13 protein-coding genes are annotated in these 17793 nt (G+C 39.8%); 3 read left to right on the plus strand and 10 right to left on the minus strand.

Going from position 1 to position 17793, the window contains the following annotated elements; translation table 11 throughout:
- Nucleotides 1-7: 7 nt before the first annotated feature.
- The 10 genes from BARBAKC583_RS05445 to fliF all read right to left on the minus strand — a co-directional run bounded on the left by BARBAKC583_RS05445 (nucleotide 8) and on the right by fliF (nucleotide 11710).
- Nucleotides 8-1090 (minus strand): flagellar hook-associated family protein, encoded by a 1083-nt coding sequence (locus BARBAKC583_RS05445; RefSeq protein WP_005767726.1) that lies wholly within the window; start codon nucleotides 1088-1090, stop codon nucleotides 8-10.
- A gap of 7 nt (nucleotides 1091-1097) precedes the next feature.
- A complete protein-coding gene (gene flgK, locus BARBAKC583_RS05465) occupies nucleotides 1098-2468 on the minus strand; it encodes a flagellar hook-associated protein FlgK (protein WP_005767728.1) in 1371 nt (456 codons plus the stop codon).
- 27 nt (nucleotides 2469-2495) lie between these two features.
- Entirely contained in the window at nucleotides 2496-3710 is a 1215-nt protein-coding gene (locus tag BARBAKC583_RS05470) for a flagellar hook protein FlgE (RefSeq protein ID WP_005767730.1), read from the minus strand.
- A gap of 240 nt (nucleotides 3711-3950) precedes the next feature.
- A complete protein-coding gene (locus BARBAKC583_RS05475; RefSeq protein WP_005767732.1) occupies nucleotides 3951-4637 on the minus strand; it encodes a response regulator transcription factor in 687 nt (228 codons plus the stop codon).
- 279 nt (nucleotides 4638-4916) lie between these two features.
- Nucleotides 4917-5489 carry a transglycosylase SLT domain-containing protein gene (locus BARBAKC583_RS05480; protein WP_005767738.1) on the minus strand — a complete coding sequence of 191 codons (573 nt, stop codon included), beginning with the start codon at nucleotides 5487-5489 and terminating at the stop codon, nucleotides 4917-4919.
- Nucleotides 5452-6747 (minus strand): flagellar hook-length control protein FliK, encoded by a 1296-nt coding sequence (fliK, locus tag BARBAKC583_RS05485; protein WP_005767740.1) that lies wholly within the window; start codon nucleotides 6745-6747, stop codon nucleotides 5452-5454. The genes BARBAKC583_RS05480 and fliK overlap by 38 nt, the downstream gene beginning before the upstream one ends.
- A complete protein-coding gene (motC, locus tag BARBAKC583_RS05490; protein ID WP_005767742.1) occupies nucleotides 6744-8108 on the minus strand; it encodes a chemotaxis protein MotC in 1365 nt (454 codons plus the stop codon). Before motC ends, fliK begins: the two co-directional genes overlap by 4 nt.
- An 87-nt stretch (nucleotides 8109-8195) precedes the next feature.
- The gene (locus BARBAKC583_RS05495) at nucleotides 8196-9269 is read right to left on the minus strand and encodes a flagellar motor protein MotB (RefSeq protein ID WP_005767744.1); all 1074 of its coding nucleotides are present in this window, start codon (nucleotides 9267-9269) and stop codon (nucleotides 8196-8198) included.
- Nucleotides 9266-10009 (minus strand): hypothetical protein, encoded by a 744-nt coding sequence (locus BARBAKC583_RS05500; RefSeq protein ID WP_005767746.1) that lies wholly within the window; start codon nucleotides 10007-10009, stop codon nucleotides 9266-9268. The genes BARBAKC583_RS05495 and BARBAKC583_RS05500 overlap by 4 nt, the downstream gene beginning before the upstream one ends.
- Before the next feature lie 39 nt (nucleotides 10010-10048).
- The gene (fliF, locus tag BARBAKC583_RS05510; RefSeq protein ID WP_005767748.1) at nucleotides 10049-11710 is read right to left on the minus strand and encodes a flagellar basal-body MS-ring/collar protein FliF; all 1662 of its coding nucleotides are present in this window, start codon (nucleotides 11708-11710) and stop codon (nucleotides 10049-10051) included.
- Between the two features lie 534 nt (nucleotides 11711-12244).
- Between fliF and BARBAKC583_RS07130 the strand changes: the two genes are divergently transcribed.
- The 3 genes from BARBAKC583_RS07130 to BARBAKC583_RS05530 all read left to right on the plus strand — a co-directional run bounded on the left by BARBAKC583_RS07130 (nucleotide 12245) and on the right by BARBAKC583_RS05530 (nucleotide 17679).
- Nucleotides 12245-14077, plus strand: a complete 1833-nt coding sequence (locus BARBAKC583_RS07130) for an autotransporter outer membrane beta-barrel domain-containing protein (protein ID WP_051007750.1) — start codon at nucleotides 12245-12247, stop codon at nucleotides 14075-14077.
- 1 nt (nucleotide 14078) lies between these two features.
- Nucleotides 14079-14972, plus strand: a complete 894-nt coding sequence (locus tag BARBAKC583_RS05525) for an autotransporter outer membrane beta-barrel domain-containing protein (RefSeq protein WP_052467648.1) — start codon at nucleotides 14079-14081, stop codon at nucleotides 14970-14972.
- Nucleotides 14973-15201: 229 nt separating this feature from the next.
- Nucleotides 15202-17679 (plus strand): autotransporter outer membrane beta-barrel domain-containing protein, encoded by a 2478-nt coding sequence (locus tag BARBAKC583_RS05530; protein WP_005767753.1) that lies wholly within the window; start codon nucleotides 15202-15204, stop codon nucleotides 17677-17679.
- Nucleotides 17680-17793: the final 114 nt, after the last annotated feature.

Here is a 17793-nt window from a genome sequence, read left to right on the forward strand (position 1 = left end):
CCTTTGTTTATTTTAGATAATTCACAAGACTTAATTGGCTTATCCGCGCTGTCAAAGTATAAGAGAGATTGAGCATCGCCTCCAAAGCTTTTAATCTTTGTCCAGCCTCTGTGGAATCTACACCAATCATGTCAATTTGTTGACCTTTAAGAAGATTTGTTTGAATCTCGATCTGTTTTGTTGCTCCTTTAATTCTTGCTTCAGTGCTCCCCAATCTAGAAGCTGTTGCAATAATCTCATTGATAGCAGTTGTTGTGGATGTTTGATCAGAAGAATTACGTGCTTTTGCAAAAAGAGCTTCCTGTGCCTCTTTCGATAAACCAATGTCGCCAAATTCTGCGACTAAAATCATATTTTTCATGGCATCGCGAAAACCTTTCTCATTCGCGCTTGCCGCAACATTCACTGTCTCACCATTAGGACCAATACGCTTTTCAATAGAACCATCTTTAGCATTTGAAAAAATTTTGCTAAAATTCTCTTCATCAAATAATGTGCTAAATACCTCATCAATAAACTTGTCCATATCCTCTGCAGTGAGATCTTCCGGATTTCTCCCATCTAGAAATGTTGTAAAGGCATCATGAACAACTTTACTAGGCCCGCTTTCTCCCCCTACTTTATAAGCATTTAAAGGCGGTTGAGTGGTATTTGTTCCACCAAATATATAGTCACCATTATAGCTGGTATTCAAAGCAGAGATAAAGGAAGCTAAAGCATTTTCTGCTACGGCTTGCGCTGCAGATGGTGTTTGATTGGCGGCATCACCCACAAGCATATTATTAAAAAGCGTCAACGCTCCTGGTGCTGTTTCATCATCACCTGCTGCGATCAAACTTTGAATTGCAGCCTGTGCAGAAGACATCCTCGAGAGAGCCAGTTTATTGGTATTACTAAAACCTTCTAAAAAATTCATCTGATTTTGAATATCGACCAATCGTCCTGTTTTACGACCTAATGTCAAACCTGGATCATATAACTGCCCAGTCACCAACTCATAAGCAGCCTGCATCAATTCAGACTGCCCCTTAGCAATCGTATCACGCTGCGAATTATTTAAAACATATGTAGAAATTGATTGAATTCTCATTATACACCTACCGAATTGCGATCATAAGATCATCTAACATTTTGCCAACTGTACTGATAATACGTGTGGTTGCTGCATAGGCTTGCTCTAATTGCAACATCACCGCCATTTCATCATCTGTATTAACACCGGTTTCGTTGGATAATGCTTCAGCAGCGCGTGCAAACATTGTTCCTTGATATTTTGCATTTTTATCAGCATCTGAACGCACCCCTTCAAGCCAACCCATTGAATTTTTACCAAAACTCATAAGAGATTGTTCTGTAGCCAAACCTGTATCAGAGCCAAATTCACGCTTTTGGTCAAAAGCATCAACTAATGATTGAATATCTTTACCAAAATGTTCTGGACCACCACCTGGCGTATTGCTATCAAATATAGGATTGAGCTTTATCCGCCCTGATAAGCCTACCATAGGACCTATCTCGCCCTCTGGCTTATCACTGTCTAAAAATAAAGGAGGAGGTCCGGGAAATATCGACATCAAAGCACTGGCCATTTCATCCAATTGTTTTTGATATTGTGGTGCCATTTCATCACGCACCTTTAACAATCCACCAAGGTTTCCACCACCATTAGGCTCTACAAAAGATGGATGCCCTAAAGGAACACCATCAACAAAGACTTGCTTTCCTGCTACACCAGCAGGTAAAGAATTGCTAGATTCAAACGTTACTTTCCGTGGACTTTTGTCATATAAGGTACTACCGTCCATACCATAGATGCTTGTACTCCCATCCTGGTGACTAACCGTGTTAATCCCAATTTCTTGGGATAATTGCTTTAAAACTGCATCGCGCTGATCCATATAGCTATATGCATCTCGACCTGCATTTTTTTCTTGAACTACTTTTTGATCAAGATCGTGAAACTTTTGTAAAAGATCGTTAATGTGATCAACAGAATCCTGAATATCACTATCTGCATCATTGCGTAATTTTTCAATTTCACGATTGCCTTTATTCAGAGCATTCACTAAATCACGCGCACGATCAACCGCAGCGTCTCCAGCAGCACGCTGGTCTGGATCATTAGCATAAGCTTGTAGTGCTTTCTGAAAATCGCTGAGCAATTGGGAAGGCGAATTTGAAAACCCATCTGCACCATGAATCTCAGCCAAGCGATGCAGACCATTAGCCAAGCTGCCAGCAGCAGCAGCTTGGCTTGATTTGACTAAGTAATTGTCTAATAAAAAGGGACTATCATCACGACGAACCGCGACATGAACCGCACCCCTTGGCCCCGATTCTAAATAGGATGTGCGCCGAGTGTAATTCGGATCTCGAGCACCCGCTATATTTTTTGCTACAACATCAAATTGACTTGTTGTTGCCTTGAGCGAATTGCGCGCAGTGTTAAGTGCTGAACTAAGAGCCATGATCTTACCCCCCTTTGATTTTCTAGACTACCGCTTCAAATTAACAATCACATCCATCAATTCCGAACCGGTTTGAAAAACTTTAGAGTTAGCTGTATAATTACGTTGAGATTCAATCATATCTGTTAATTCTTCACTCATCTCAACATTTGAATCTTCAAGATAACCGGCAGTTAATGAACCAAATACACCATCACCAGGACGCCCTACCATTTGAGCCCCTGTACGGGTATTTGTTTGAAAAACAGTACCACTCAAAACCGTTAAGCTTTCTGGTGATGTGACAGTTGCAAGGCCTACATAACTGATAACACGCGTTTTCTGATTAGTGTATTTAACCTCAACTTCACCATTTTTACCAAAAGTAAAACCATCAAAAGAGCCCACTTCCATACCGTTTGCTTCTGCTTCAAAAGCATACGAATTCCCCTTTTGCGTTACTAAAGAATCTTCTCCTAGCCCACCCAAATTTATAGCAACTTGGAAAGTCCCCGGAGGATCTCCTCCATCATTTTCTGGCAATGTTAGTGTAAAGTCTGGAAGAGGAGCCTGAAGATTTCCCTCTTTATCAAAGTTGAAATCTGCAGTACCAACCTTATTGTCTCCATGGTAAGCATCGACTGTCCATTTATTATCAGCAGTCTTACGCATATAGAAATCAACCTGAACTTTTTTACCTTGGCTGTCATAAACAGTTACTGATTTTTTCTGATTATAACTCTTAGGATCTTCGGGATCAATCACACCCTCTCCTAAAGACTCTGCACTTGCATCAAAGTTAGCTTTAAAATCAATTCCTGTTGTTACTTCAGGACCAAATAAATCTGTTGGCCCCCCTCTAATTTGAATCCTCTGACCTTCATCATTCAAAAGATAATGCCCTGATGAATTACGCAAATACCCATCCTTATCACGCGAAAAAGACCCTGCACGTGTTAAAAATTCGTTTCCATTTTCATCTTCAACACGAAAAAAGCCATTGCCATTGATCATCGCATCACCCGGACGACCTGTTGCACGTGCGGGACCATATATTGAAATATCATGGCCAACATGACTTTTCACCCCACCAGGAACATAAGCGTAATCTCCTGAAGGCGTTACATAATTGGAAAATTGAACATTCGTACGTTTGTATCCAACCGTACCAGCATTAGCAACATTTTCTGCTATACCAGAAAGGCGCTTTCCCTGAGCGTTCATCCCTGAAACACTCGTATGCATCATCCCATAAATACCCATATCATCTCCTATTATCGTGAACTTATGACATCACTTGAAATTAGCCTGTAACACCTGTTTAAAAAAACTTTCTTGTGTGAAGCTTTTGCTGAAGCCTTTTTATTAAAAAAATACGACCTTTAAAAAGACACATTTAAAAAAGCTATGCCACATTGAATATGCTCAAGAAGTGAAATCGCTTAACAAATTGTCAGGTGAATAAAGAGAAGAAAAGCAGTTAAAATTAGCTAGGTCCAGGAATTAGTTTTTGATGACTAAACTATATCCAAGAAATCGCTTTGAATCGATGATGTCATACCCAACCTTCAGTTTCAGTTTTTTACGAAGTTTACTGATATGACTCTCAATGACATTTTCTTCGATAACATCGTCAAAAACACCATAAACAGCATTAAATATTTGTGTTTTATTGACGCGCCGTCCAAAATTTGCTGCCAGATATTCAAGAATGCGTCGCTCACGACGTGGCAAAGGAAAATCTACACCATTAATGCGCGGATCACGCCCATCATTAAAGACACTAATAGGGCCAACTTTTATTGCAGCATCAGCACTACGAATGTCCCCCCCTATACGGCGGCGAATAGCAGCAATACGTGCTAAAATCTCACGAACATGAATTGGTTTACGCAACACATCATCAATACCAGCTTGAAAAAGCTCTATCGTGTGATCAAGAAAATTTGTCTCTGTCATCGCCAAAATAGGAGCTGAGCTGTAAAATCGGATTTCTTTAGGAAGTTCAACTCGGTTCTCACAATCACCTAAGAGGACTGCCTCGATTGAGGAAACTTCGCTGCTTGGAGCTTTTGAAATCCAATTACTAAAGTCAGAAGGAGAAAGACCCGTTGTTGCTACCCCCTCCTGAGAGAAAAGCGTAGAGTAGCCATCAGTTACTAATTTGCGGTCATCTACTACAACTATCATGAGCCCTCCACCCCAATAATTTATATTATACACGCAGCCCAATTATATATGTTGCCTAAATTTGCACATATTAATAACACAATGTCTTCATAATCTGTACAATTTCAGTTTAGACTAATATAACTTTAATCATTAGAAAAACAAGCTATTTTTCTAATTTATTGTACAAAAATGGGATTTTTATATCCTGGACTGTAAGATTTTTCCTACAAAAACAATTTAAAATTGTAGAATTATATTTAAAAAATTATCAAAATAAAACATTTTGCTATTTTTTACTTAGTGTTTTTTCGATGAGTCTTTACAAAAGATCTTAGAATTAGAAGTCCATTTACCAAAACCACTTGCAACCATATTACTTATAACACGGCAGACATAGCGCTTTTGAGCTGGATTGTTATTGGGTCCGGCATGATAACGTGCAACTGCCATAGTCCAGTTGCCTTCTTTTTGATGCAAAATTTGTAAAAAACGCGCTGCATAATCCACGTTTTTGCGAGGCTGTAGCATCTCTTCTATAGAAGCAAAATGTGACCCGTGATAATAATCATTGATCTGCATACACCCAACATCAATTAATTTTACACCACGGCTTTTTGCGTCTTTAAAGAGACGAACAGCTTCTGTCTTCGTTTTCGCAAAAACAGCCTTACCATTAATATTCAGTGCATGAGGTTGCAATGATTCCTTATGGCCTGTTTCTGTTAATCCAACGGCATAAAGAATACCCAAAGGGATATGATAACGCTTAGAAGCATTCATCATTTCTGCTTCACATACATTGCCAGCAGCAGCACTGCTTAATATAGTAAAACTATACAACCAACCGATGGGAATTGCGCGAATGAACATCTTCAAGAGAAAGATCCATAAGTGACGAATCCTCCAACAAAAATCGTTTAAAAAATTGCCTTGATTCATTTTGTCCACTTTGATCGTTATGATCAAACGCCTGATGCTGTCCATGAGAATTTTGTTCGCTATTATTTTGCCCTAACCCTTGATCCATCTGTGAAAACTGACCTGATTGAGCATTTTTATCAATAATGGTAACTGACAAGCGGCCACCATCATGAATATGCGCTTTTTCTAAGATGTGGATCAACATTTCTTGATTATTGGCTAAAAGGCGCGCTGTTTCTTGATGCTGAGCTTGTAATTCAACATGCAGCCCCTGTGTAGTCATCCGCAACTTTGCATCAATCGAGCCAAGTTCAACAGGTGTGAGCTTTAAATGCAAAAGCTGCACATGACCAACCTTTTTATTCAAAGTGACATGAACATCATTGAATTGGCTAATGAAATTTGGCTTTTCTTGTTGCACAGCAACATTATCACCCATTTTCAAATCCCCAAGAAACAGAGATTTTGCGGTCTCAACATCAAAACGCACTGTCGAAGATTCACTGCCCCGTATTAAACTTTGTGTGAAATTTTGTGTAAAATGCTGTGAATGCTTATGGATTCTCGGATTTCTTTCCTTTATGCTCGTTTGAGTATCTCCCTCAACACTCTCTGTTTTCTGCATATTTGCAATCCATTGCTCTCCCCTGTTACCCCTTATAGCGGATTGACCACGCTCATTTTCTGTAAATTCACCAATTTTCTTTTCAATGATTTCTTGTTTTACAAATTGTTGAGATAAACATAGCGGATGCTCTTCGCCCTGAAGTGCAACACTTTTCTGCATGTTTGAACGCTGATGCTTTGCTTTTAAAGCTTTAACCACGTCCTGTTCTGAAACTTCTTCTTCTGTTTGCATCCATAAGAAGTCTTCATTCCCCCCCTCTTGCTCTGCTTCATCTTGATTGATCACCTTTTCAAACGCTTTATTTGTGTGATGCTTTTCGCCTTTTTCGTCTGATACTTTATTGAACGTCGATGCAGAAGAAGATGTCGTCGCATTTGATGCTAGCATCCCTTCCGTTGTCTGCATCGGTGATGAATTTTGAGAAAAATCCTTTTTATCGCGGTTAACCAGTGCTCCAAATCCTTGATCAAACTGATTATCTATACCCCCTTGTGCCCTTTCTGATTGTTCTGAAGTCTTATTCACTGGAGACATTAGCGTGGAAAGAAAACCTCTTGATCCATCAATATTGATCATCATATCTGCTCTCCTAATAATTTGTCGACTATATTGATTTTTTCTCGTGTTTGTTCGATAAATTGATCTGTCTCGGTTGCAATAGAAGGTAGATCACTTTGTTGTCCAACACGTCTCTTTGACTGTGTTTCTAATGTTTCTTGGCTTTGCGACGATATCAAAGCTTGTGTTTCAACGGTTTGGGAATCATCCGATAAAGAAAAAGAAACCCTGTCCGCTATAGCTTGCGCAGCAGTCAATAAAGGGCGATCTCTTTCTAATAAATCGTTGCTAGAAATAGTCTGCAACATTTTTGCTGCCTCTTCTGCTGTGACTGACCCAGCCAAACTTGCAGCATAATAAAGGCGGATAGGTGCATCACTAACATTTAGTTCATGCGCTAACATCAGAGCTTTTTGAGCACTCAGTTTCACTCTTTCCATGCGTGCATCAATCAATGCTGCACGGCTCACTTCTGTATATGTCATCAATTGCAGCATTGTCGGTGCATATGAAACCAATGTTTCGAATTGCTCATCACTCAGGTCTTTTTCAATGCGCGGAATAGCAAGCCTAAACTCACTCCAAAAATTATTCACATAAGGTGACTTTTCAAACCGATGCGCATAATTGCGTACTAACAACATCAAAAGCTCTGCCTTACCAAGCGTTGCAGCGACCCTAAGTTCACGACGAATTGCACTTTCTTCAAACAAAGTTCCTGGAGCTAACAGCCTAACTTGATTAAGTTGTTTCAAAGCCAAAGCAGGATCTTTTTCACTGGTATTTGTAACAGTAGAGAGCACAATGGATAAGAATAAAGCAGGGGGAAGTAACTGAAGTTCTTGATCGCTCAAATTTGCAAAAGCTCTAAAAAATTCCTCTCTTCTATGAGACGTATAGGCCAAAGCACCTGTTATCAAATTTTGGGCAATCCTCCCCTGCCCATGATCCTCTAAAATTATCCTAACAACCCGAGGATTTCCACCATTTAAAAGATAGATCAATAAGGCATAAAGATTATGCTCATCTTGCCAAACATCAGGACTAAGGGTTAAAAATTTTTCACCAATCTCTCTTAAAAGTTCTGGTTGTTTCTGTAACGCCCCTTCCTGACCTGACATAATTTTGTCTTGTAAATTTTGTAAGGAACGAACAAGCTGTATAGGCTGAGATAAAATAATCCTTGATGAAGTATAAGATTTTTCCTCTGAAGAAGCAGATAAATCTTCAGAAGGAAGAGCCGCTTGGGCGACAAAAACCTCTCCAAATTTTGTGTCAGTAGCTGTTTTGACTTGTTTTAAAGAGGCCTCTACTCTTTGCAGACATATCGCTTGAGTCAAAACAAAAAAAAGCAAAAGACAGACACTCTGTGTCCTTTCCATTATCATGGTACCTTATTCCTCTTTGGGGACGAGCCTAAGTTAAATAGGCTTTTTAGATAACTTTTTAAATGCCAGCACCTTTTGCATCTATTCACCATTTGGGTTGCGTATAAAAATAGAGATACGCCGATTTTCAGCAGCATATGGATCTGCCTTATTTTTTAAATCTCGATCTGCATACCCTTCAACTCGCAAAATCCGTTTTTCATCCAAGCCACCCCGCACTAACATGTAATAAGCCATTTGTGCCCGTGCTGTTGAAAGCTGCCAATTATCACGATTAGCACTACGGTAAGGCCGAGAATCTGTATGGCCACTAATGATAACATCTCCTTGATGCTTTGCGATAATTTTTGCCATCTCGCCAATAACTTCAACCGTTTCTGCTGTTGGAAGAGAGGAACCCACTCTAAACATCTCACGTTGAGGCTGATCCATTAATTCAATGATAACACCTTCTTTGATTGGCTCTACATAAACCGATACATGGTGATCATTGACTGTTTCTTTCATAAACTCTGTCAATTCTTTCGCGAAATCGATCGATTCTTGAGAAGGAAAATTCTCCTGTGCAAGTTTTTGGAATGCTAGTGGTGTCTCTGCTTTTACCAACGCATCAGACGCCGCTTGTTTCCAATAATTTAGTGAGAATGGATCATAATAATCAATTCCGACCTTTGAATTTTCTCTTGAATCACCATTTTCTTGTTCCATCGACGTGCTATTTTCTGCATTCTTATCAGACTGATCTTGCATCGTTCGTTTTGCATCAACAATCTTTTCTAACCCTGTATAAGGATCACGCATTAGCTCTGCTTCTTCTGTGAGATTAAGCTGACCATTTTCTGATTGCGCCTCTTCTCTACGTGTTGGATCAACAGAGGGCGTATTGTTATCTTCAGCATCATTTTGCTTAACACCACGAATAGTTGTTTCATGATCCACGAGTTTGATGGGATTAAAATAATTTGCAATAACGGCTTTTTCTTCTTCATCCTTTGCATTGACCAACCACATCACAAGAAAAAGTGCCATCATTGCTGTCATAAAATCGGCATAAGCAATCTTCCAAACACCACCATGATGATCATCATGATCATCATGCCCACCACGACGAACGATAATAATTTCAGAATGAGTGTGTTGATCTTCTGATTTCACTGAATCAACTCCTGTAATGACGCCAGTAACGGAGCAAGCTGCGTAGCGACAACTACTTCACCACGGCGCAAACGTATCTCTGTGCTGTTGGTCGGGTGAAATTCAAATTGAGATGAATTAAATTCCTGCTGCTTTTTGAGCTGCTCAAAAAGTTTTTCATTGCCTTCAAGAATCAAAGACTGATTTGCATCGACAACTTGCCCTGCTAACTTTGCAGCAAATTGCTTCAACACGTCTTGTGTCATCCTCTCCCCTATAAAGCCAGAGAGAATCTGTGCAATATCCTGAGCGATTTCTTGACGTAAATTCGCCAAACCTTCTGTTAATTGGCGATGCATATCAGCACCTAAAGCTTCAATTGCACTGTCCTTTGCTATTTCAAGAGCTTTTACATGTTCTTCTTCCATGCGCTTTTTTTCAGCTGAAAAATGCATTTGCAACTTTTCTGTTGTTTCCTGCACTGCTTGGTGAACAACTTCTTGTTGCAGCGCATGAACATCAATAGTTTTTTCAGCATTTACGTGGAGAGGTAAAATATCTTCCATATTTTCTTCTGATAAAACAACGCCAGATAATGAAAATGCTTCATGCCCTTCATCTTCACACATCCTCCCAGCTTGCTCAACAAAAGACAGAATTTCTTCCTCTTCATCAACGACATGTCGTCGTGAAAAATCCCTAAGAACGGAAGAAAATGGCAAACTTGCCTTTCTTTGAAATTCTTCACTTATCTTTTCCATTCTATTGACCACATTCATTCAGCATTGCATTCTATAAATCTACACAGGCTGCGCCGTTGTATCATTAACCCATTCACGCAAAATCCCAGCAAAACGCTCTTCATCCATATCTATCATTTTTTCCAAACGATTTTGTGGGGGAACACGCATACGATTGCGTAAATCACGCAGTGTATCATCATTTGTTTTTGTCACCCCACCAACACCGGCAGCAGCCTGCGATTGATTATCCAAAGCAGGAACAGCGCCTAAGCCAGCCAAAGCATTTTCACCACTATTACGAGCTTTTTGTCCTTCACGCATTTCACGCATTAAAGGGCGCACGCCTAAAAACAAAATCAACAGAACAGCAATTACCAATGCAACACCATTGACCACACCAGGTATGTAACGTGACACAGACTTCCAAAGAGGCGTTTCAATAGGTGTCAAATCAGCATCATTATGACCAATGAAATCAACAGCTGTTACATTGATGATATCACCGCGATTTGGATCAAGCCCTGCAGCGGCTGAAACCATTTGTTGAATACGGTTTACTTCGTCATTAATAAAATCTTCAGAAACTGTCGTTTCCCCATTTGCAGGCACCAAACGTGCACGATCTACCACAATGGCAATAGCCAATTTTTTCACACTATAACCATCTCTAACCGTAGAGATAATTTTAGAATTAATTTCATAATTGGTTGTTTCTTCACGACGGTCTTTTTTATCTGTTGACGTTTCTCCACTACCATTAGCAATTTCTTCTTGTGGAATATTTTGCTCGACCCCAACAGCATCACTGTTGCGACTATTTTGGCTATCTGCTTGATCACGCACAGAACGTATAGAACGTACAACCTGCGATTCCGGATCAAAAATTGTTTCATTGATTTGACGACGATCTGTATCCAAAGCCACTTGCACACTGGTTTGGAAATGGTCAAGCCCAAGATAAGGAACCAATTGCTTACGAATATTGGCATCAATTTGCGATGCAACCTGGTGTTCTAGTGAAGCCATGACAACAGGTGCCCCATTGATGGCATCAACCCCAGAAGCTAACATCTGTCCGCGTGTGTCCATCACCGTTACTGAACTTGCTTCAAGCGAGGGAACAGCGGCTGCCACTAAATGTCGAATAGATTGAGCAGATTCAACTGAAAAACCGCCATCCGTACGAATCACAACAGAGGCTGTAGGCTTTTGATTGGCTCGACGAAAAGATCCTTTATCAGGTAAAACAATATGGACACGTGCAGCCTTTACACCCTGCACAGCTTGAATTGTGCGCGCAATCTCGCCCTCTAAAGCACGTTGACGTGTGATTTCTTGCATGAAAGATGTTAACCCCAAGGACCCCATATTATCAAACAATTCATACCCTGCATTGTTCGATGTGGGAAGTCCTTTTTCTGCAAGAAACATTCGAGCATGCTCTGCTTGCCCTACAGGAACCTGAACAGACCCCCCATCGGAAGAAACATCAAAAGCAATTCCTGCTTCCCCCAAAGCCATCCCTATACGGTTTACATCATCGCGAGAAAGACCAACATAAAGCGTTTCGTGAGAGGGACGCGTGAGATAAAAGCTAGAAAATAAAATCGTTCCAAAAAGCGTTACCCCAACCAAACCAAGCGCAATTAGACGCTTTGCTCCTAATTTATAAAGAGCACTCCCTGAAGAAGAAAGAAAAACAAAAAATTTATCAAGCATATATTTGCACCATTTTGTTTTAAAGAAAAAGCAGTTACTACGTATAAAAAAGGCAACACATTTAAAGCTGTTGACCGACACTTTTTCCTCTCATCATAAACAATAAAGCTTGCGCGAAAATGATGCGTATTTTTAATGAAAAAATACATTCCTCCTCTGCATTATCCCCCTACAGAATCATAACTTTAATAGAAATTGGATATCCATGTAACCTTGTTTCAAAAGGCTCCATTGCATGAGGATATAAACTGCTAATACCAACACCAAACGCAGATATATTCCGGCAATAATTTTCTGCAGAAAATAGATGATTATTTTTAACGTTATTCTAAAAAAGATTTTTACAAAATGTATAGAGCAATACCTTCTAAATGGACGTTCACGAAATGTACACTGATTGACACAAAATAAAAAAGAAGATAGATCCGACCACGCTTAATTGAGGGTACTCTATTTTTTTTGGGGATATCTAATTTTTTCAAATAGCTCACTGAAGAGGAAATAGGTGAAGCTTGTAAATTGGGGGAATTTTCCATGTATAAGAAATATCTTTTGTCATGTACAACAGCTGTTAGCTTTTTATTACTTGGCTTTCATTTGGATGCAAATGCGCAACGCATCGTCATTGATGATGGAAGAACAGAAAACATTAGTGACTTAACCCTCTCAGCTGTTAGCCCTAGACCAGAACATGGTGGTGTCTACGTAACCGATGGCACACTCAATGGCTCAGATTTAATAATCTTTGGCACAGCAGGAAATGGATACGGAGCCACAGCTGATGGAAATAATGCTATAACCCATAACGGAGGTAAAAGCATAATACAGTTTCAGGATACTCTCATAAGATACGTTACAGTCGGTCTTTTTGCAAAAGATCGCGGTCAGATCACAATGATCAACGGCTCCATCAGAGACGCTGAAACAGCTGTAATATCAGAAAGCACATGGACAACACACAATCCCCAAGCAACTAATGTTATTTTAAATAATGTTGTTATTGAAGCTAAAGTTGCTCTCTATACAAAAGGTCCTAACGCAAATATCATCATGACCGGGGGAACAATTGCTGCAACACAAAATGCATTTACCGTGGAAAACGGTGGAATGATTAGAGTTACTGATGTCTCTGCAACAGCAGATGAAATAGGCATAATCCTTGCAAACACAAACAATGATAAGAGACCTAACAGAATCGATTTAACCAATACAAAGCTTATCGTTGAAAATGGTATTGGCATTATAGGATCTGCTGAAAATAGTATAATAAACCTAAATAATTCTGAAATTCGCGCTGATCTTTTATTAAACAGCATCAATGTAGATGAGAATAAAAATCCTGCTAGGCTTAATCTTAAAGCAGAAAATTCAATTTTAGAAGGGAACGTACGAATTGCCGCGAATGACACAGTATCCTTCGACCTTACCAACACAACATGGTATTTAAAAATTAGTAATGAAAAAGATGCGAATGGCAATCTGCTTAGTATTAAAGATAGATCACATTCTCAACTGTCTACGCTTAAACTGAAAGATAGTTCCATTATTTTTAAAGAGCCAACAGGAAATAATTATCAAACATTGCTCATCAGTGCGCAAAGACCGGCTTCCTTTATAGAAGATCAAGATCTTAACCAGAAAAATCAAACTGCTATCTATAGTGCAGAAGGAAACACACAAATTCATTTCAATACTGTATGGAGTGATGGTGCCAAAATAACGGATCAAAAAACCGATCGTGTTCTCATCCATGGTGATGTCTCAGGAACCACCATGATTCATGTCAATGTGAAGGAAGGTGACAATGTACAAAAGGATACCTCTCTTCCTTGGAATCAACGAGGTGTTTCTCTTATTCAAGTCTCTGGAATAGCCAATGAAAACTCTTTCAAACTAGCAAACGGCTATACCACATTAAATGGTACACCCTATAAATATATCCTCTATGCCTATGGAAAAGGCTCCAGCCATGGAGGAGCTAGTGCTGGGCAAAATATAGTTAGTGACGGTGATGATTTCTGGGATTTCCGCTTACAAGGGGAATACCTTCCCCCTCCTCCAGATCCTAATCCAGAGGGACCGGACACTGGGAAACCAGACACTGGAGGACCGGACACTGGAGGACCGGACACTGGGGAACCGGATACTGGGGGGCCGGACACTGGGGAACCAGATACCGGAGGACCAGACACTGGGGAACCAGATACCGGAGGACCAGACACTGGGGGGCCGGACACTGGGGAACCGGACACCGGAGGACCAGACACTGGGGGGGCCGGACACAGATGGACGTGTACAAGCTCTTGTTCCACAAGCAGCAAGTTATATAGTTCTGCCCAATGCTCTCTTCTCCACTGGTATCACTGATATGAACTATCAAAACGCGTTCTTAGCCAATATGCGTTCCATGTCTCTCTTCATGAAAGGTCAGAGAAAAAACACTTTCTTAGCCTCCACTTATAGTGATACCACCACTTTTTCATCTGAGCGCACAGCTTGGGAATATGGCTATGGCGCTGATATTCAATATACGGCCTTACAAACAGGTGTTGTCTTAGAAACACTAGAAAGCCAAAATATCACAACAGATTTTGGGTTGTTAGGAACCTATGGTCAATTATTCTTTACCCCAAAAAACATGGCCGATGCTAGTAAAAGCACACTCAATAAATTGTCCTTGACCGCTTATAGCAGCACACAACATAATAATGGGCTATATGCAGATATACTCCTATCCTACGGCTTGATCAGTGGAAATATCACCAATGCTCTCATCGGCAATACAGCCCAAGTGGATGGAACACAAACATTGAGCCTATCTGCAACTATTGGAAAACCATTAGCCATCGGAATTGCTGATCTCACTTTTGAACCACAAGCGCAACTTGCCTATCAGCGCTTAATGTTTGGTACTATTTCAGATATTGATGGCTTTAAGGTTGATATAGGCTCTCCAGAACAATGGCTCATGCGTATCGGCGGGCGTTTAACCAAAACGCTTACTTCTCTTCAACAAGGAAAGGCTGTTTCCTTTTATAGTAAACTAGACCTGATCAAAACTTTTGGGGATGAGGGCTCAATAAAAATTGGTGATGACTTTAAACGTGATCCCACAGGGTCTTTTGTGGAAGGAGGACTAGGTGTCAACATGCAATTGTCTGCAAAATTTTCATTATATGGGGACATAAGCCACAGACGCAAACTGCAAAAGTCTGGTATCTCAGGGAACAGTTTCTCTGCTGGAATACGATTTCGCTTCTAACGGTATAGCAACAAAATTTTTATAGAATGTAATATAACAAAGGATATTTTCTAAATTTGCATCCATGAACGATTTATGTGTTCATGGATGCATAAATCATCATTGACATAAATATGGCAATGATAGCCCGGTCAAACTTTTACCGGGGTACTTTTAAAAGTACAAATTTTATCTTTCTTCTTTAACGAAAGAAGGAAGAAATGGGGATTATAATTTTTGGGGAATTTCAATGAATAAAAAAGCTCTTTTATTGTGCACAGCCGCTGTTACCATGGCGCTAATGAATTTTAATTTCAATGCAAATGCAAAAACTCTCGTTGTTGAAGATGGAAGAACAGAAAATGTTAGTGATGAAACCTATCAATCTACAAGCCCAGCCATGGAGGATAGCGCTATCTATGTAACCAATGGCACAGTTACCGGCACAAATATAACACTAACGAGCGATAGAAACAGCACTGGTGTGTATGTAGATGGGGCTAACAGTAAAGTTGAAGTGAATAACATAACAATTACTGGTAAAATTACAACTACTGGTAAAATTACAACTGGTTTTTTCGTCACAGCTGGCGGCCAAGTCACAATAAATGGTGGCTCTATCAATGTAGGAGCGATAGGTATAGTCGCTTCTTCTAACAATAATGTACAACAACCAACTCTTGTTACTCTCAATGATGTTAATATTACAGCGAATATAGGTCTTTACTCGTCCCATCAAAACACAAAAATCATCATGAATGGAGGAACAGTTACTGGAAACATGTTCGCATTTTCCGCATCAACCGGCGGAACCATTGAAGTAACAGGGGTTTCTGCAGTAGCGGGTCAAATAGGTATCGAGATTTCAGACGTTTCCAGTAAAGTAAATTTGACCAATACAAAGCTTATCGTAGAAAATGGCGTTGGCATTGGTGCTACTGGAAATATTGTCAGTGGCGAAGTGAACTTGAAAAATTCGGAAATCCGAGCCGATATTTTATTAAAATCTAGCACTTTTAATGAAAATCCCTCTAATTTTAAGCTGAAAACAGAAAACTCAATCTTAGAAGGAGGTGTGCAAGCTGAAGAACATGATAAAATATCTTTCGACCTCACCAACACAACGTGGTATTTAAAAATCAGTAATCAAAACAATGGTGCACTGTTTGATCTTCAAGACAGATCACGCTCGCAAATTTCTGAGCTCAAACTGAAAGATAGCAGCATTATTTTTAACGAACCCACGGGAGATGACTATCAGACATTGGTTATTGGCTCTAAAAAATCAGCCTCATTTGTAGAAGAGACTAATAACGCAACCGCGACCTATATCGCAGAAGGCAATGCACAAATTCATTTAAATACTGAATGGAGTAATGGTGAAAAAATAGAAGATCAAAAAACCGATCGAGTTCTCATCAATGGCGATGTCTCAGGCACCACCATAGTTTATGTTAAACTGAAAAATGATGGAGACGAAAGTAAAAGTGAAGAAGAAGATACACAAGAAAACACTTCTATTCCTCGCAATCAAAAAGGTGTTTCCTTGATTCAAGTCTCTGGAAAAGCTAATGAAAACTCTTTCAAATTAGCACATGGCTATACCACATTAAACAACACACCTTACAAATATATGCTCTATGCCTACGGAAAAAATTCCAGCAATGGGGTAGCCGATGCAGACCAAAATTTAGTTGGTGAGGGCGATGATTTCTGGGATTTCCGTTTACAAGAAGAATATATTGACCCTCATTCTGGTGTACAAGCTCTTGTCCCACAAACAGCAAGCTATTTAGTCTTGCCCAATGCCCTATTTTCTGCTGGCATCACCGATATGAATAATCAAAATACATTCCTATCGAATAGGCGCTCAGTTCCTCTCTATATGATAGAGGATAAAAAGAACATCTTTCTCATATCTTCTTATAGCGATAGCCTCACCTTATCCTCTAACCGGAGTGCTTTAGAATATGGTTATGGCGCAGGTATGTATTATGCTGCCTTACAAGCAGGTTTAGCATTGACAACACTGGAACATAAAAATTCCACCACACTTTTTGGCCTTTTAGGCACCTATGGAGAACTGTCTTTTACGCCAAAGGATATGGAAGATTCTGACAAAAGTAAGCTGAATAAATGGTCACTTACCGCTTATGGCAGCACCCAATATAACAATGGAATATATTTGGATACGCTGTTATCTTATGGTATTTTAAACGGATATATCACCAATGCTCTCATTGGCAATACAGCCAAATTGGACGGCACAAAGATTCTGAGCCTCTCCGCCACTATTGGAAAACCACTGCAAACCGGTGTTGAAAATCTTGCCTTCGAACCACAAGCACAACTTGCTTACCAGCATTTGAGTTTTGACACTATTGCAGATATCGATGGCTTTGATGTTAAGGTAGGTTCGCCAGAACAATGGCTCATGCTTATCGGCGGGCGTTTAATCAAAACGATCAATTCAGTTGAAAAAAGAGAAGCTTTTTCTTTCTATAGCAAATTGAATCTCATAAAAACTTTTGGTGATGAAGGTTCACTATGGATTGGCGATGAGTTTCAGCGTGACTCGATAGGATCTTTTATTGAAGGTGGAGTGGGCATGAGTGCACAATTGTCTCAACATGTCTCATTGCATAGCGATATAAGCCATCGGCACAAGCTGCAAAAAGCAGGTATCTCAGGAAATAGCTTCTCTGCTGGAATGCGCTACCGTTTCTAAAAATACCTTACGTATTTTTATCAATATATAAAGTACAATATGCACTAATTTCCACTTTACAAAAAATACGTAATAAGTTAAATGGCTTCCAGAGTTTTAAGGGGAGGAGAAAAA

It is taken from the genome of Bartonella bacilliformis KC583, from assembly GCF_000015445.1.
GTDB classification, from domain to species: Bacteria; Pseudomonadota; Alphaproteobacteria; order Rhizobiales; family Rhizobiaceae; genus Bartonella; species Bartonella bacilliformis.

Coding starts and splice junctions, on each gene's coding strand:
- BARBAKC583_RS05445 (WP_005767726.1), bottom strand. CDS start 1,090: ATGAGAATTCAATCAATTTCTACATATGTTTTAAATAATTCGCAGCGT.
- motC (WP_005767742.1), bottom strand. CDS start 8,108: ATGGAAAGGACACAGAGTGTCTGTCTTTTGCTTTTTTTTGTTTTGACT.
- BARBAKC583_RS05525 (WP_052467648.1), top strand. CDS start 14,079: ATGAACTATCAAAACGCGTTCTTAGCCAATATGCGTTCCATGTCTCTC.
- BARBAKC583_RS05470 (WP_005767730.1), bottom strand. CDS start 3,710: ATGGGTATTTATGGGATGATGCATACGAGTGTTTCAGGGATGAACGCT.
- BARBAKC583_RS05500 (WP_005767746.1), bottom strand. CDS start 10,009: ATGGAAAAGATAAGTGAAGAATTTCAAAGAAAGGCAAGTTTGCCATTT.
- fliF (WP_005767748.1), bottom strand. CDS start 11,710: ATGCTTGATAAATTTTTTGTTTTTCTTTCTTCTTCAGGGAGTGCTCTT.
- BARBAKC583_RS07130 (WP_051007750.1), top strand. CDS start 12,245: ATGTATAAGAAATATCTTTTGTCATGTACAACAGCTGTTAGCTTTTTA.
- fliK (WP_005767740.1), bottom strand. CDS start 6,747: ATGATGATCAATATTGATGGATCAAGAGGTTTTCTTTCCACGCTAATG.
- BARBAKC583_RS05475 (WP_005767732.1), bottom strand. CDS start 4,637: ATGATAGTTGTAGTAGATGACCGCAAATTAGTAACTGATGGCTACTCT.
- BARBAKC583_RS05480 (WP_005767738.1), bottom strand. CDS start 5,489: ATGTTCATTCGCGCAATTCCCATCGGTTGGTTGTATAGTTTTACTATA.
- flgK (WP_005767728.1), bottom strand. CDS start 2,468: ATGGCTCTTAGTTCAGCACTTAACACTGCGCGCAATTCGCTCAAGGCA.
- BARBAKC583_RS05530 (WP_005767753.1), top strand. CDS start 15,202: ATGAATAAAAAAGCTCTTTTATTGTGCACAGCCGCTGTTACCATGGCG.